Genomic DNA, 14,682 nt, shown 5'->3' on the forward strand with positions numbered 1-14,682 from the left:
GCTCCATGACGGTCTGCGTCACCGCATCGGCCCAGGCGCCGGGCATTGCCTGCGAGGACGTGCTCAAGGGCCTGTTCGAGATGGTGGCTGTCGACCACAACGGCCTTCCTGCCGCCATTGCCCATTCCTATCTGAACCAGGAGACCCTTCCATGAGTACCACGATCATCGACGCGCCATCTGCGCCAACTGCACCCTCTGCGTCCGCATTCAAGCCCAAGAAGTCCGTGGCCCTTTCGGGCGTGACTGCCGGCAACACGGCGCTGTGCACCGTGGGCCGCTCGGGCAACGACCTGCACTATCGCGGCTACGACATCCTGGACATTGCCGAGGTCTGCGAGTTCGAGGAAATCGCCCATCTGCTGGTGCACGGCAAGCTGCCCACGCGCCCCGAACTGCAGGCCTACAAGACCAAATTGCAGGCGCTGCGCGGCCTGCCGGCCAGCGTCAGGCAGGCGCTGGAGCAACTGCCTGCCGGCGCCCATCCGATGGATGTGATGCGCACCGGCGTCTCCGCCCTGGGCTGCGTGCTGCCCGAAAAGGACGACCACAACCTGGCGGGTGCCCGCGACATCGCCGACCGGCTCATGGCCAGCCTGGGCTCCATGCTGCTGTACTGGTACCACTGGAGCAATTCGGGCCGGCGCATCGAGGTGGAGACCGACGACGACTCCATCGGCGGCCATTTCCTGCACCTGCTGCATGGCCACCGGCCGTCCGAAGGCTGGGTGCGCGCCATGCACACCTCGCTCAACCTCTATGCAGAGCATGAGTTCAACGCCTCCACCTTCACGGCGCGCGTGATCGCGGGCACGGGCAGCGATATGTATTCGTCCATCGCAGGCGCCATCGGTGCGCTGCGCGGCCCCAAGCATGGCGGCGCCAACGAGGTGGCCTTCGAGATCCAGAAGCGCTACGACACCCCCGACGAGGCCGAGGCCGACATCCGCCGCCGCGTCGATGCCAAGGAAGTGGTCATCGGCTTCGGTCACCCGGTCTACACCGTCAGCGACCCGCGCAACGTGGTCATCAAGGGCGTGGCCAAGCGCCTGTCCGACGAGGCGGGAGCCACCCGCATGTACGACATTGCCGACCGGCTGGAATCGGTGATGTGGGAGGTCAAGAAGATGTTCCCCAACCTGGACTGGTTCAGCGCCGTCAGCTACCACATGATGGGCGTGCCCACGGCCATGTTCACGCCGCTGTTCGTGATCGCGCGCACCAGCGGCTGGGCCGCCCATGTGATCGAGCAGCGCCAGGACAACAAGATCATCCGCCCCAGCGCCAACTACACGGGGCCGGATGACCAGAAGTTCGTGCCCCTCGATGCGCGCGCCTGAGCCGCCGCTGTCCTGAACCTAGGCGGGCGGGCTGCAGGCCCGCCCGCATTGCATCCGCCCCATGAACCACACCCACAAGAAACCCCTGCCCGGCACCACGCTGCACTACATCGACGCCCGCGCCGCCGTCGATTCCCTCTCGCCCGGCGCCTGGGCACGCCTGCCCTACACCGCCCGCGTCCACGCCGAGAACCTCGTGCGCCGCGCCGATCCCGCGCAGCTGGACGGCTACCTGCTGCAGCTCATCGAGCGCCGCCGCGACATCGACTTTCCCTGGTATCCCGTGCGCGTGGTCTGCCACGACATCCTGGGCCAGACCGCCCTGGTGGATCTGGCCGGCCTGCGCGACGCCATCGCGGCCGAAGGCGGCGACCCGGCCCAGGTCAACCCCGTCGTGCCCGTGCAGCTCATCGTGGACCACTCGCTGGCCGTGGAGTGCGGCGGCTTCGATCCCGATGCCTTTGCGAAGAACCGCGCCATCGAGGACCGCCGCAACGAGGACCGCTTCCACTTCATCGAGTGGACGAAGAAGGCCTTTGCCAACGTGGATGTGATCCCCGCAGGGAACGGGATCATGCACCAGATCAATCTGGAAAAAATGTCCCCCGTGGTGACCGTGCAGGATGGCCTGGCCTTCCCCGATACCTGCGTGGGCACGGACAGTCACACGCCCCATGTCGATGCCCTGGGCGTGATCGCCGTGGGCGTGGGCGGGCTGGAGGCCGAGAACGTCATGCTGGGCCGCGCCTGCTGGATGCGCCTGCCCGAGATCGTGGGCGTGCGCCTCACGGGCCGGCGCCAGGGCGGCATCACCGCCACCGACATCGTGCTGGCCCTGACCGAATTCCTGCGCCAGCAAAAAGTTGTCGGCGCCTATGTGGAATTCTTTGGCGAGGGCGCCGACAGCCTGAGCATTGGCGACCGCGCCACCATCTCCAACATGTGCCCCGAATACGGCGCCACGGCGGCCATGTTCTCCATTGACGACCAGACGCTGGCCTACCTGCGCCTGACCGGCCGCGACGAGGCCCAGGTGCGCCTGGTCGAAGCCTATGCGCGCACTGCAGGTTTCTGGAGCGACAGCCTGGCCGATGCCCAGTACGAGCGCGTGCTGCAGTTCGACCTGTCCACCGTGGTGCGCAACATGGCCGGCCCCTCGAATCCGCACCGGCGCCTGCCCACCTCGGCCCTGGCCGAGCGCGGCATTGCCGATGCGGCAAAACTGCAGGCCGCCCGCGCCCAGGAGGCGCAAGGCCTGATGCCCGATGGGGCCGTCATCATCGCGGCCATCACCAGCTGCACCAACACCAGCAACCCGCGCAATGTCATCGCCGCAGCGCTGCTGGCGCGCAATGCCAATCGCCTGGGTCTCACGCGCAAGCCCTGGGTCAAGTCCTCGCTGGCGCCGGGCTCCAAGGCCGTGGAGCTGTACCTGAAGGAGGCCGGGCTGCTCACCGAGCTGGAGCAGCTGGGCTTTGGCATCGTCGCCTTTGCCTGCACCACCTGCAACGGGATGAGCGGCGCGCTGGACCCCGCCATCCAGCAGGAAATCATCGAGCGCGACCTCTACGCCACGGCCGTGCTCTCGGGCAACCGCAACTTCGACGGGCGCATCCATCCCCAGGCCAAACAGGCCTTCCTGGCCTCGCCGCCGCTGGTCGTGGCCTATGCGCTGGCGGGCACGGTGCGCTTTGACATCGAGCAGGATGTGCTGGCTGTGGTGGACGGCCGCGAGATCCGCCTCAAGGATCTGTGGCCCGCCGACGAGGAGATCGACGCCATCGTTGAACAAGCGGTCAAACCTGCGCAATTCCGCGCCGTCTACGAACCCATGTTCGCCATCCGCAAGGACGACGGAAACAAGGCCTCGCCCCAGTACGACTGGCGCCCCCAGTCCACCTACATCCGCCGCCCGCCCTACTGGGACACCGAAGGCGTGGGCGCGCTGGCGGCCTTCCCGCGCACGCTGCGCAACATGCGGCCGCTGGCGCTGCTGCCCGACAACATCACCACCGACCACCTGTCGCCCTCCAACGCCATCCTGGCCGACAGCGCCGCGGGCGAATACCTGGCGCGCATGGGCCTGCCCGAGGAGGACTTCAACTCCTACGCCACCCACCGCGGCGACCACCTCACCGCCATGCGGGCCACCTTCGCCAACCCGCAGCTGGTCAATGAAATGGCCGTCATCGACGGCGTGCAGCACAAGGGCTCGCTGGCGCGCATCGAGCCCGAAGGCCGCGTGGTGAGCATGTGGGAGGCCATGGAAACCTACCTGAACCGGCGCCAGCCGCTGATCATCATCGCGGGCGCCGACTACGGCCAGGGCAGCTCACGCGACTGGGCCGCCAAGGGAGTGCGCCTGGCCGGGGTTGAGGCCGTGGTGGCCGAAGGCTTCGAGCGCATCCACCGCACCAACCTCATCGGCATGGGCGTGCTGCCGCTGCAGTTCCTGCCGGGCACCGACCGCAGGACCCTGGGGCTGGACGGCACGGAAGTCTATGGCGTGGAAGGCGAGCGCACGCCGGGCACCCAACTCACTCTGGTGATTGAACGAAGAAGCGGCCAGACGCTGCGCGTGCCCGTGACCTGCCGGCTGGACACGGCCGAGGAGGTATCGGTCTACGAGGCCGGCGGCGTGCTGCAGCGGTTTGCGCAGGACTTCCTGGCGCAGGCTCAGGCAGCCTGAGCAGGGGGCGTGCCGGCGGCCAGCGGCTGGCGCGCCAGCTCGATGAAGGCCTGCAGATAGTCGGTCTGCAGGTCCGCCACGCGCGCGCCCAGGAAGATCTGCTTGGCAATGCCCTTGGCGCCCAGGCGCACGGGAACCACGTCCAGCTTGCCCGCGTACTCCTGCACCAGCCAGCGCGGCAGGGCCGCCACGCCCCGGCCGCTGGCCACCATCTGCATCATGATGTCCGTGGTCTCTATGGCCTTCTGGCGGCGCGGCGTGATGCCGGCCGGCATGAGGAACTGGTTGTAGATGTCCAGCCGGTCCATGGGAACGGGATAGGTGATCAGCACCTCGGGCGCGAGCTGGGCGGCCTCCACGAAATCGGCCCCTGCCAGCGCATGCGCGCTGGAGACCACCAGCACCTGCTCGTAGTCGAACACGGGCACGAACTCCAGGCCCGTCTTGAACAGCGGATCGGGCGTGACCAGCAGGTCGATCTCGTAGCCGAACAGGGCGCCGATGCCGCCGAACTGGAATTTCTGCTTCACATCCACATCCACATCGGGCCAGCTCGCCAGATAGGGCGCGACGATCTTGAGCAGCCACTGGTAGCAGGGATGGCACTCCATGCCGATGCGCAGCGCGCCGCGCTCGCCCTGGGCGAACTGGCGCAGCCGCTCCTCGGCCAGGTCCAGCTGGGGCAGCACGCGCTGGGCCACGGCCAGCAGGTACTGGCCGGCCTGCGTCAGGCGCAGGCTGCGGCCTTCGCGCAGCCAGATGTCCGTGCCCAGCTGCTGCTCCAGCTTCTTCATGCTGTGGCTCAGCGCCGACTGCGTCACGCACAGCACGCCGGCCGCCGCCGTCAGCGAGCCCTGTTTTTCGACTTCACGGACGATGGCGAGGTGGGTGCGTTCGAGCATGCAGCCTCGGCCTCAACGCGGATCCTGGCTGTCCAGGCGTGCCAGTATGTCCAGTGCCTGCTTGGCATCGCCACTGGCAGCCAGCGTGCGAAAGCGCGTTTCCATGTCAAACGCCGTGATGGCCTGCGTGCTCAATTCTTCGATCCGTTTGTTGTTGCTCAAGGGGCTCATGGCTGTTCTTCCAGTTCCGGTTATGGGGCGGGCATCAGGACGCGCAATGCCGGCCGGGCCAGCTCCTCTGGCGCAGATCGCGCACATTGTGGGCCAGTTCCAGACGGGCCGGCGTGCTACGCGGCCGGTGCGCCGGGCTGCAGGGCGCCGTGCAGGAAGGACTGCTCCATCACGGCCGCCACGCTGGCCCGCGCAACACGGCCGCGCCGCTCCGCATCCAGCAGGCCCACGGCCATGGAAAGCCACAGCTCGGTCATGGCCGCTGCCGTGATGTCGATGCGGAACACGCCGGCCTGCTGGCCGCGCAGGAAAAAGGCATCCATGGCCGCCACCCATTCGCTCTCTATCTGGCCGACCACCGAGATGTCGGAGCGCCAGAAATACATCAGGAACAGCAGCAGCGTCTGGTGGTCCTGGCAGTGGGCGGTGAGGCGGCGCAGCGCCTCCAGCGGCGCGTGGCGCTCCAGCTCGGCCGCGTGCATGGCGCGCGACAGGGTGTCGGCCGCATGCCCTATGAGCCGGTCGATGAGCTGGTCGCGCGTGGGGCAGAAGCGGTAGAGCGTGGCCTTGCTGATGCCGATGGCGCGTGCCAGCTCCTGCAGATTGGCCTTGGGATCGTCCAGCAGCGCCAGTGCCAGTGCGCCCAGCAGCTTGCCTTCGTCCTCTTGCTTGGTGCTCGTCATCGCTTGTCATGCCTCCTTGGAAAGTGCATGGATTTTATCTGTTGATGTTTTAAGGAATCAAATGAATCGATGTTGACTCATTTGATTCTGATATGTACCATCGCGGCCTTCGTATCGAACTCAATCAGGTTGTGAAACATGAGCATGCGTCTGAACAAGCGACGTGGCCTGCCGCTGGCGGCCCTGGTGCTGGCCGCCCTGGCCGCCCTTGCAGCGGGCTGCGGCCGCAACGAGGCTCCGGCCGCAGCAGGTGACGCGTTGCCCGTGGTGCAGGCCGTCACCGTGCAGCCCGCGCCGCTGGCCCTGTCCAGCGAGCTGCCGGGCCGTATCGAGCCCGTGCGCGTGGCCGAGGTGCGTGCGCGGGTGGCCGGCATCGTGCTGCGCCGCCATTTCGAGGAAGGCGCCGACGTCCGGGCCGGCCAGGTGCTGTTCCAGATCGACCCGGCGCCCCTGCGCGCCGCCCTGTCCCGCGCCCAGGGCCAGCTGGCCAGCGCCGAGGCGGCCCTGCTCGATGCGCGTGCCGTGGTCGGCCGCAACGCGCCGCTGGTGGCGCAGGAGGCAGTCAGCCGCCAGGACTTCGAGGCCATGCAGGCCCGCCTGCAGGCGGCCCAGGCCGCGCGGCAGTCCGCCCAGGCCGAGGTGCAGGCGGCCGCCCTGAATCTGGAATACGCCACGGTCAGGGCGCCGATCGCGGGCCGCATCGGCCGTGCGCTGGTCACCGAGGGCGCCCTGGTGGGCCAGGGCGAGGCCACGCCCATGGCGCTGGTCCAGCAGCTCGACCCGGTCTATGCCGACTTCCAGCAGCCCGTGGCCGAAGCCCAGCGCCTGCGCGCGGCCCTGGCCGAGGGCCGCCTGGCACAGACAGCGGGCAAGGACGGCACGCCGGTCTCCCTGAAGGTGGACGGCACGGGCCTGCAGCGCACGGGGCGGCTGATGTTCTCGGATGTGACGGTGGACCGTGGCACCGGCCAGATGGCGCTGCGCGGGCGCTTCGACAACCGTGACGGCATGCTGCTGCCCGGCATGTATGTGCGCGTGACCGTGGGCCAGGGCGTGGACCCTGCCGCCATCCTGGTGCCGCAGCGGGCCGTGCAGCGCAGCACCGACGGGCAGGCCCACGTGCTGGTGGTGGACGGCCAGGACACGCTGCAGATGCGCCCCGTGCAGACCGCGGCCATGCATGGCGCGCAGTGGCAGATCAGCGCAGGCCTCAAGGGCGGCGAGCGCGTGGTGGTGGGCCGCATGGCGGGCCTGCAGCCCGGGGCGCGGGTTCAGGTCACGGCCCTTTCCGATGCCGCTGCCTCCCCTACGGCGGGGCTGTCCGGCACCTTCAGCGCCTCCGGCAGCTCCGCCACGTCCAGCGACTGAGCCGGCGCGTGCCCAAGGAATAGACCATGTCCAAGTTCTTCATCAACCGCCCCAACTTCGCCTGGGTGGTGGCCATCTTCATCATGCTCGCCGGGCTGCTGGCCATACCGGCGCTGCCCGTCTCCCAGTTTCCCAACGTGGCGCCGCCACAGATCTCGATCACCGCCAACTACCCGGGCGCCTCCGCCACCACGGTGATGGAGTCGGTGACCAGCGTCATCGAGGAGGAGCTCAACGGCACCAAGGGGCTGCTGTACTTCGACTCCTCCAGCGGCTCCACGGGCATGGCCGAGATCACGGCCACCTTCGCCCCGGGCACCGAGCCGGCGCTGGCCCAGGTGGAGGTGCAAAACCGCATCAAGAAGGCCGAGGCGCGCCTGCCCGCGTCCGTGATGCAGATGGGCCTGCAGGTCGAGCAGGCCAGCGCCAACTTCCTGATGATCTACTCGCTGACCTACAAGGACGGCAGCGGCGGCAGCGGCAACAGCGAGGTGACCCTGTCCGACTACGCCGTGCGCAACATCAACAACGAGATCCGCCGCGTGCCCGGCGTGGGCAAGGTGCAGTTCTTCGCGGCCGATGTGGCCATGCGCGTCTGGGTCGATCCGAACAAGCTGCTGGGCTACGGCCTGTCGGTGGCGGACGTGAACGCGGCCATCGCCGCCCAGAACGCGCAGGTGCCGGCCGGCAGCTTTGGCGCCTCGCCCGCAGGGCCCGGCCAGGAGCTGAGCGCCACCATTGCCGTCAAGGGCACGCTGGCCTCGCCCGAGGAGTTCGGCCAGATCGTGCTGCGTGCCAGGGCCGATGGCTCGGCCGTGCGCCTGGCCGATGTGGCGCGGCTGGAGGTCGGCCAGCTGGACTACAGCTTTTCCTCGCGCGAGGACGGCCGCCAGGGCGTGGCCGCCGCCGTGCAGCTGGCGCCCGGGGCCAACGCCATGCAGACCGCCAAGGCCGTCAAGGCGCGCCTGGCCGAGCTGTCGCAGAACTTCCCCGCCGGCATCCAGTACGCCGTGCCCTATGACACCTCGCGCTTCGTGGAAGTGGCCATCGGCAAGGTCATCCAGACCCTGGTGGAGGCCGTGGCGCTGGTGTTCCTGGTGATGTGGCTGTTCCTGCAGAACCTGCGCTACACGCTGATTCCCACCATCGTCGTGCCCGTGTGCCTGGCCGGCACCCTGGGCGTGATGTATGCGCTGGGCTTTTCGGTGAACATGATGACCATGTTCGGCATGGTGCTGGCCATCGGCATCCTGGTGGACGACGCCATCGTGGTGGTGGAGAACGTGGAGCGCCTCATGGCCGAGGAGGGGCTGTCGCCTCTGGCCGCCACGGTCAAGGCCATGCAGCAGGTCTCGGGCGCCATCGTCGGCATCACCCTGGTGCTGGTGGCGGTGTTCCTGCCGCTGGCCTTCATGAGCGGCTCGGTGGGCGTGATCTACCGGCAGTTCTCGCTGTCGCTGGCCGTGTCCATCCTGTTCTCGGGCCTGCTGGCGCTGACCTTCACGCCGGCGCTGTGCGCCACGCTGCTCAAGCCCGTTACCAAGGGCCACCACGCCGAGCGCAAGGGCTTCTTCGGCTGGTTCAACCGCCGCTTCGCGGCGCTGACCGAGCGCTTCGACCTGCTCAACCAACGGCTGGTGCGCCGCGCCGGGCGCTGCATGCTGGTGTATGCCGCCATCGTGGCCGGGCTGGGCGTGGCGTACACGCGCATGCCCGAATCCTTCGTGCCCTACGAGGACATGGGCTACTACATCGTCGGCGTGCAGCTGCCGCCGGGCGCCACCACGGAGCGCACCAAGGCCATGGTCAAGGACATGGAGGACTATGTTCAGAGCCGCCCCGCCACGGCCCAGGCCGAGTTCCTGATGGGCTACAGCTTCTCGGGCATGGGGCAGAACGCGGCCCTGGCCTTCGTCACGCTCAAGGACTGGTCGGTGCGCGGCGCCGGGCAGGCGTCGTGGGATGAGGTGCAGGCCTTCAACCAGCGCTTTGCCCGCCTGTCCGACGGCACCGTCATGGCCGTGGACCCGCCGCCCATCGACGGCCTGGGCAACTCCGGCGGCTTTGCGCTGCGCCTGCAGGACCGCGCCAACCTGGGCCGCGAGGCCCTGATCGCCGCGCGCGACCAGCTGCTGGCCAAGGCCAATGCCTCGCCCATCATTGCCTACGCCATGATGGAAAACCTGGAGGATGCGCCCCAGCTGCGGCTGGACATCGACCGGCGCAAGGCGCAGGCCCAGGGCGTGGATTTCAGCGCCATCAACACGGCCCTGTCCACCGCCTACGGCTCGGCCGTGATCAACGAGTTTCCCAACGCGGGCCGCCTGCAGCGCGTGGTGGTGCAGGCCGATGCGCAGGCCCGCGCGCGGCCCGAGGACATCCTGCGCCTGCACGTGCCCAACGCCAGCGGGCAGCAGGTGCCGCTGTCGGCCTTTGCCACGGTGCGCTGGGAAAGCGGGCCGGTGCAGATCTCGCGCTACAACGGCTATCCGGCCTTCCGCATCTCGGGCGACGCCAGGCCCGGCCACACCACGGGCGAGGCCATGGCCGAGCTGGAACGCATCATGGCCGAGATGCCGCGCGGCATAGGCTACGAGTGGACGGCCCTGTCCTTCCAGGAGAAAGCCGCCGGTGCCCAGGCGCCCAAGCTGTTCGCGCTGGCCATCGTGGTGGTGTTCCTGCTGCTGGTGGCCCTGTACGAGAGCTGGAGCATTCCCGCCGCCGTGATGCTGATCGTGCCCATCGGCGCGCTGGGATCGGTGCTGGCCACCTCGGCCGTGGGCCTGTCCAACGACGTGTACTTCAAGGTGGGCCTGATCACCATCATCGGCCTGGCGGCCAAGAACGCCATCCTGATCGTGGAGTTCGCCAGGGACCTGCATGCGCAGGGGCACAGCCTGGCGCAGGCCGCGCTGCAGGCGGCGCGGCTGCGCTTTCGGCCCATCGTCATGACCTCGCTGGCCTTCATCCTGGGCGTGGTGCCGCTGGCGCTGGCCTCGGGCGCGGGCGCCTCCAGTCAGGCCGCCATCGGCTTCGGCGTGATCGGCGGCATGCTGTCGGCCACGCTGCTGGGAGTGGTCTTCGTTCCCGTCTTCTTCGTCTGGGTGCTGTCCCTGTTCCGGCGCAAGGCGCCGGCCGGCACCCCGCCTGCCCTGCAGGCCCCGGCAACCTCCACAGAGTAAGCGCCATGTCCATGCACTTCTTCCCACGCGCCCTGTGTGCGCTGGCCGCCAGCCTGGTGCTGGCCGGCTGCTCCCTCGCCCCGGTCCACCAGCGTCCGCAGGCGCCCATTCCCACGCAATGGCCGCAGCAGGATGCCGCGCCCGTGCTGTCCTCGTCGGCGGCCACGCTGGACTGGAACAGCTTCATCGCCGACCGCCAGCTGCGCCAGCTGGTGGACCTGGCCCAGGCCCACAACCGCGACCTGCGCCAGACCCTGCTCAACGTGGAGGCGGCACGCGCCCTGTACCAGGTGCAGCGCGCCGACCGGCTGCCGGGCGTGGGCCTGCAGGGCGGCGGCACGCGCCAGCGCCTGCCAGGCGACATGAATGCCACGGGCCAGCCGCAGGTGCAGAGCAGCTGGCAGGCCGGCCTGGGGCTGGCCGCTTTCGAGCTGGACCTGTTCGGCCGCGTGCGCAACCTGTCCGAAGCCGCCCTGGGCGAGTACCTGGCCACCGAAGAGGCCGCGCGCGCCGCCCGCATCAGCCTGGGTGCCGAAGTGGTGCAGGCCTACCTGTCCCGCGACGGGGCCCTGCGCCGCCTGCAACTGGCGCAGCGCACGCTGCAAAGCCGTGAATCCTCGCTGCGCCTGACCGCGCAGCGGCGCCAGGCGGGCACGGCCACGGCCCTGGACCACCAGGACGCCCTGGGCCTGGCCGCCCAGGCCCGCGCCGACGTGGAGCGCAGCGAACGCGAGCTGCGCCAGGCCGGCAACGCCCTGCTGCTGCTGACGGGCGTGGAGGATCTGGGGCCGTACCTGTCCGCACGGTCCGCAAAGTCGCCCGACGTACCCATGCTGCTGCAGGATTTGTCGGCCGGCACGCCTTCCGAACTGCTCATCCACCGCCCCGACATCCAGGCGGCCGAGCACCGGCTGCGCGCGCGCAGCGCGGACATTGGTGCGGCGCGCGCGGCCTTCTTCCCGCGCATCTCGCTCACCGGCTTCCTGGGATCGTCCAGTGCCGATCTGTCCGACCTGTTCCGCTCGGGCCAGCGCGCCTGGTCGTTCACTCCCCAGGTCACGCTGCCCCTCTTCGACGGGGGGCGCAACCGCGCCAACCTCGACCTGGCCGTGCTGCGCAAGGACATGGCCGTGGCCGCCTACGAGCAGGCCATCCAGACCGCCTTCCGCGAAGTGGCCGACGCCCTGGCTGCCACCGACACGCTGCGCCGCGAGGAAGCCGCGCGCCTGGCGCTGCGCGACAGCAGCCGCGAAAGCCTGCGGCTGGCGCAGGCCCGTTACCAGGCGGGTGTGGACGACCATCTGCGCTACCTGGACGCACAGCGCAACGCCTTCGCCAATGAAAGCGCCTACATCGATACCGTGACCCAGCGGCAGCTGGCGCTGGCCCAGCTGTTCCGCGTGCTGGGCGGCAGCTGGACTGCGCCGCCGACGCCATCACCACCGCAGTCCCAGCCTGTGGCGGCCTGCCAGCAGCCCTGAGCACCGAGCAGCCCTGAGCCCCGGCTACGCCGCCTCCACCCGCGCGTTGTAGGCCGCCAGGGTCCGCTGCCAGGCGGGCCGGGCCAGGCATCTGTCGCGGTAGGCCACCACGGCGGGGCAGGGCGCGGTCAGCGTGCTGTCCGGGATGCAGGCGAGCACATGCGCCATCAGGATGTCGGCCACCGTGAATTCGTCGGTGGCAATGAAGCGGCGCCCGTCCAGCCAGCGCTCCAGGTTGCCCAGCATGCGATGCGCCCAGCCCACCAGGAATTCGCGGTGCTTGCCGCAGCTGCCATCGGCCGTCCAGTCCAGCACCATCAGGCTGAGCAGCGGCGGCTCCACCGTGTTCATGGCTGCAAAGCACCAGCGCAGCACCTGTGCCTCGCCGGTTGCATCGGAGGGCATCAGCCGGCCGCACTTCCTGGCCAGATGCAGCACGATGGCGGCCGACTCCGAAATCACCTGCCCGTCATCGTCCAGCGCAGGAATCTGCTCGAAGGGGCTGAGCCGGCGGTAGGCCTCGGTGTTCAGGTCGTGCGCGGGATGGTCCATGCCCGCGATCTCGAAGGGCAGCTGCATCTCTTCGAGTGCCCACAGCACGCGCAGATCGCGCGTGCGGCCGCGTGCGCCGGCATTGACCCTGGAAAAACCGTAGAGCTTGAGCATGGTGGCGTTCTCCGCAGTGGTGATCCTGCCGGCCATGCTACTCGTGGCTGCCGAGGTGTGGGCATCACCTGGCGTCCCGTTCACGTCAGCCCGTTCACAGCGCCCCGAACACCTCGGGCAGGGCCGCATCGCGCGGCATGCCGCCATAGCTCTTGGTGCCGCCCTGGCTGTCGATCACCACGATGCCCGGCGTGCCACGGAAGCCCAGGGACATCATCAGCTTGCGGTGGGCCTCCAGCGTCTTGCGCACGTCGGGGCTGACGCTGAAGGCGGGCGCTATGCCGCCCTGGGCGGACTTCTTCTCGTGCTCCATCAGAGCGGCCGCGCGGTCCGGGGCCTGCAGGATGGCGGCGGCCTTGGCCGGGCTGTCGTCCCGGATCACGCCCACCAGGATGTGGCGCAGCTGCACCTTGCCTGCGTCCACCCAGGGACGCGCGGCCTCCCAGAACTTGTGGCAGTACTTGCAGTTGGGGTCGGTGAAGGTGTAGATCACGCGCGGCGCATCGGCCTTGCCGTCGGGCACCCAGGTGGAGGCCTCCAGCTGCGACTGCACGGTGTCGCCCGCCGGCTTGGCGGTCTGGGCCTTGGCCTGGGGGGCCTGGGCCGTGGCAGGACCTTCTGCGGCCGTGGCCCATCCCGCCGCCAGAAAGAGGCTGGCAGCCATGCCTGCAAAAAGGACGGTGCGTTGAAGATGCATGGGAACTCCTTGAAACGATTGAATGAATGAGGGGGCGGCGCTGCGCGACAAGGGTGCAACGCCTGGTGCTGTGGCAACAGCGGCGGACGGTGTGAGTCGGAGTGCATCCGCCGCGTTCCATCGGTCCAGGAAATCGCTTGCGGCAATCTCGCACACGACGGCCGACCGGCCACACGCCGTTGCCGCCGCGTTGCAGCCCATGGGCTTCGCACGCCGCTGATTGTCATTGACACCCTTGCAGATGCTGCGCATCGGCGCTGGGCAGTCGTCATTGCAGACAGCCAGGGCGAGCGGGGCAGGGGGGAGGAGGGCTTGCGCCCGGCGCGGCAGGCAGTCTTGAAAGCGGGGGCCGGTCCCGCCTCCGTGCTCAGGGCGCAGCGGCAATCTCGGTCTGGCCATCGGGCCCGGCCACCAGAGTGACGGGCAGGATCTGGACCAGCATGCGTGCGAACTCGGCGGGGCGGCTGGTCTGGTAGGTGCCGCCAATGCGCAGGGCCGCCACGGCCGGGTCGTGCACCACCAGGCCGGTCGGCCCGTAGCGCTCCAGCTCGGCCAGGGCGTCGGCCAGGGGCGTGTTCTCGAAGCGGATCAGTCCCTTGCGCCACAGCGCAATGCTGCCGGGCGCCACAGCCGCCACCGGACCGAGCACGCCTGCAGGCGACACGCTCAGGGCCTGGCCCGCGACCAGGTCGGCAGGCGTTGCCGCGCCTTGCGCACCGGCCACGCGCACATGGCCTTCCTGCACGGCCACCTGGGCGCTGCCCGCCTCCATGCCCGTGGCGCGATAGCGCACGGAAAACCGCGTGCCGCCCACGGTGACGCGCGCCGGGCCGGCCAGCACATGAAAGGGCCTGTCGCTGTCGGGCGCCACGGCAAACAGGATCTGCCCTTGCGTGATGCGCACCTCGCGCCGGTCGCGGTACAGAGTTACCTGCGCCTGGGTATCGGCATCCAGGGACAGTGCGGTGCCATCCGGCAAGGTGATGGTCCTGGCCTGGCCGCGTGGGGTCAGGTGGCTGCTGGTGAAGGTGGGCTGCTGCTGCCACTGGTGCCAGCCCACGCCCACGGCCAAGGCCAAGGCCACCGTGCAGCACAGGGCCGCCAGGGCAGGGCGCTGCAGCAGGCGGGACCAGCTCCAGCCTTGGCGCTCTTCGGAGGACGGGCGCTGCGGGGCCGGTTCCGGGCGTGCGTGAGGCGCCGACTGCGAGCGCCGGCGTGCCTGCTCCGCGCGCAGGCGCGCCACCTGTTCGGGGGGAATGGACCGCGCTGCCGCCAGGCTCTGGCCCAGGTGGCGCAAGGCGGCCTCGTGCGCCGTGCTGGCCGCCAGCCATTCAGTGAATTCGGCTTCTTCCTCGGCGGTCAGGCCTTGCTCCATGCGCGTGTGCCAGTCGGCCGCAGCGAGGTCGATGGGGTTTTGCCCGCGGAAGAACTCTTCCAGTTCGCGCACCTGCGCAGCCTTGTCCAGGGGCGCGGTGCAGAAGCGGTAGCGGCGCATGCGTGCGGA

Annotated in this window: 11 protein-coding genes; 5 read left to right on the forward strand and 6 right to left on the reverse strand. The window is 69.3% G+C overall.

Annotated features, from left to right (window positions below):
* Positions 1-151 precede the first annotated feature (151 nt).
* Positions 152-1,339, forward strand: coding sequence for a 2-methylcitrate synthase (prpC, locus tag JHD82_RS16260; protein WP_199137467.1), 1,188 nt, complete (start codon positions 152-154; stop codon positions 1,337-1,339).
* A 61-nt stretch (positions 1,340-1,400) separates the two neighbouring features.
* Complete coding sequence (gene acnD, locus JHD82_RS16265) at positions 1,401-4,028, forward strand: Fe/S-dependent 2-methylisocitrate dehydratase AcnD (RefSeq protein WP_199137469.1); 2,628 nt, start codon at positions 1,401-1,403, stop codon at positions 4,026-4,028.
* Here the strand turns inward: acnD and JHD82_RS16270 are convergent.
* From JHD82_RS16270 to JHD82_RS16280, 3 genes are all read right to left on the reverse strand, one after another.
* Complete coding sequence (locus JHD82_RS16270) at positions 4,016-4,930, reverse strand: LysR family transcriptional regulator (RefSeq protein WP_141835693.1); 915 nt, start codon at positions 4,928-4,930, stop codon at positions 4,016-4,018. The genes acnD and JHD82_RS16270 overlap by 13 nt on opposite strands.
* A gap of 12 nt (positions 4,931-4,942) precedes the next feature.
* Positions 4,943-5,092 (reverse strand): hypothetical protein, encoded by a 150-nt coding sequence (locus tag JHD82_RS16275; RefSeq protein ID WP_185070692.1) that lies wholly within the window; start codon positions 5,090-5,092, stop codon positions 4,943-4,945.
* A 125-nt stretch (positions 5,093-5,217) separates the two neighbouring features.
* Complete coding sequence (locus JHD82_RS16280) at positions 5,218-5,784, reverse strand: TetR/AcrR family transcriptional regulator (protein ID WP_034397250.1); 567 nt, start codon at positions 5,782-5,784, stop codon at positions 5,218-5,220.
* Positions 5,785-5,922: 138 nt separating this feature from the next.
* Between JHD82_RS16280 and JHD82_RS16285 the strand changes: the two genes are divergently transcribed.
* From JHD82_RS16285 to JHD82_RS16295, 3 genes are read left to right on the forward strand one after another with little or no spacing between them, the layout of a single operon-like run.
* Complete coding sequence (locus tag JHD82_RS16285; RefSeq protein WP_012207655.1) at positions 5,923-7,152, forward strand: efflux RND transporter periplasmic adaptor subunit; 1,230 nt, start codon at positions 5,923-5,925, stop codon at positions 7,150-7,152.
* Between the two features lie 26 nt (positions 7,153-7,178).
* Positions 7,179-10,334 (forward strand): multidrug efflux RND transporter permease subunit, encoded by a 3,156-nt coding sequence (locus JHD82_RS16290; RefSeq protein WP_199137471.1) that lies wholly within the window; start codon positions 7,179-7,181, stop codon positions 10,332-10,334.
* Positions 10,335-10,339: 5 nt separating this feature from the next.
* Positions 10,340-11,815: an efflux transporter outer membrane subunit gene (locus tag JHD82_RS16295; RefSeq protein WP_199137473.1), complete on the forward strand. Its 1,476-nt coding sequence runs from the start codon at positions 10,340-10,342 to the stop codon at positions 11,813-11,815.
* Positions 11,816-11,839: 24 nt separating this feature from the next.
* Here the strand turns inward: JHD82_RS16295 and JHD82_RS16300 are convergent, their stop codons facing one another.
* From JHD82_RS16300 to JHD82_RS16310, 3 genes are all read right to left on the reverse strand, one after another.
* On the reverse strand, positions 11,840-12,517 hold the full coding sequence (locus JHD82_RS16300) for a glutathione S-transferase family protein (RefSeq protein ID WP_232240429.1): 678 nt from the start codon (positions 12,515-12,517) through the stop codon (positions 11,840-11,842).
* Positions 12,518-12,575: 58 nt separating this feature from the next.
* Positions 12,576-13,178, reverse strand: a complete 603-nt coding sequence (dsbG, locus tag JHD82_RS16305; RefSeq protein ID WP_199137475.1) for a thiol:disulfide interchange protein DsbG — start codon at positions 13,176-13,178, stop codon at positions 12,576-12,578.
* A 367-nt stretch (positions 13,179-13,545) separates the two neighbouring features.
* Entirely contained in the window at positions 13,546-14,673 is a 1,128-nt protein-coding gene (locus JHD82_RS16310) for a FecR family protein (protein WP_012207650.1), read from the reverse strand.
* Between the last annotated feature and the right edge of the window lie 9 nt (positions 14,674-14,682).

This window comes from Delftia sp. ASV31 (assembly GCF_016428765.1).
GTDB classification, from domain to species: Bacteria; Pseudomonadota; Gammaproteobacteria; order Burkholderiales; family Burkholderiaceae_C; genus Comamonas; species Comamonas acidovorans.

Bases quoted from the DNA above. Each gene is read 5' to 3' on its own strand.
- prpC (WP_199137467.1), top strand. From the start codon at position 152: ATGAGTACCACGATCATCGACGCGCCATCTGCGCCAACTGCACCCTCT.
- acnD (WP_199137469.1), top strand. From the start codon at position 1,401: ATGAACCACACCCACAAGAAACCCCTGCCCGGCACCACGCTGCACTAC.
- JHD82_RS16270 (WP_141835693.1), bottom strand. From the start codon at position 4,930: ATGCTCGAACGCACCCACCTCGCCATCGTCCGTGAAGTCGAAAAACAG.
- JHD82_RS16280 (WP_034397250.1), bottom strand. From the start codon at position 5,784: ATGACGAGCACCAAGCAAGAGGACGAAGGCAAGCTGCTGGGCGCACTG.
- JHD82_RS16285 (WP_012207655.1), top strand. From the start codon at position 5,923: ATGAGCATGCGTCTGAACAAGCGACGTGGCCTGCCGCTGGCGGCCCTG.
- JHD82_RS16290 (WP_199137471.1), top strand. From the start codon at position 7,179: ATGTCCAAGTTCTTCATCAACCGCCCCAACTTCGCCTGGGTGGTGGCC.
- JHD82_RS16295 (WP_199137473.1), top strand. From the start codon at position 10,340: ATGTCCATGCACTTCTTCCCACGCGCCCTGTGTGCGCTGGCCGCCAGC.
- JHD82_RS16300 (WP_232240429.1), bottom strand. From the start codon at position 12,517: ATGGCCGGCAGGATCACCACTGCGGAGAACGCCACCATGCTCAAGCTC.
- dsbG (WP_199137475.1), bottom strand. From the start codon at position 13,178: ATGCATCTTCAACGCACCGTCCTTTTTGCAGGCATGGCTGCCAGCCTC.
- JHD82_RS16310 (WP_012207650.1), bottom strand. From the start codon at position 14,673: ATGCGCCGCTACCGCTTCTGCACCGCGCCCCTGGACAAGGCTGCGCAG.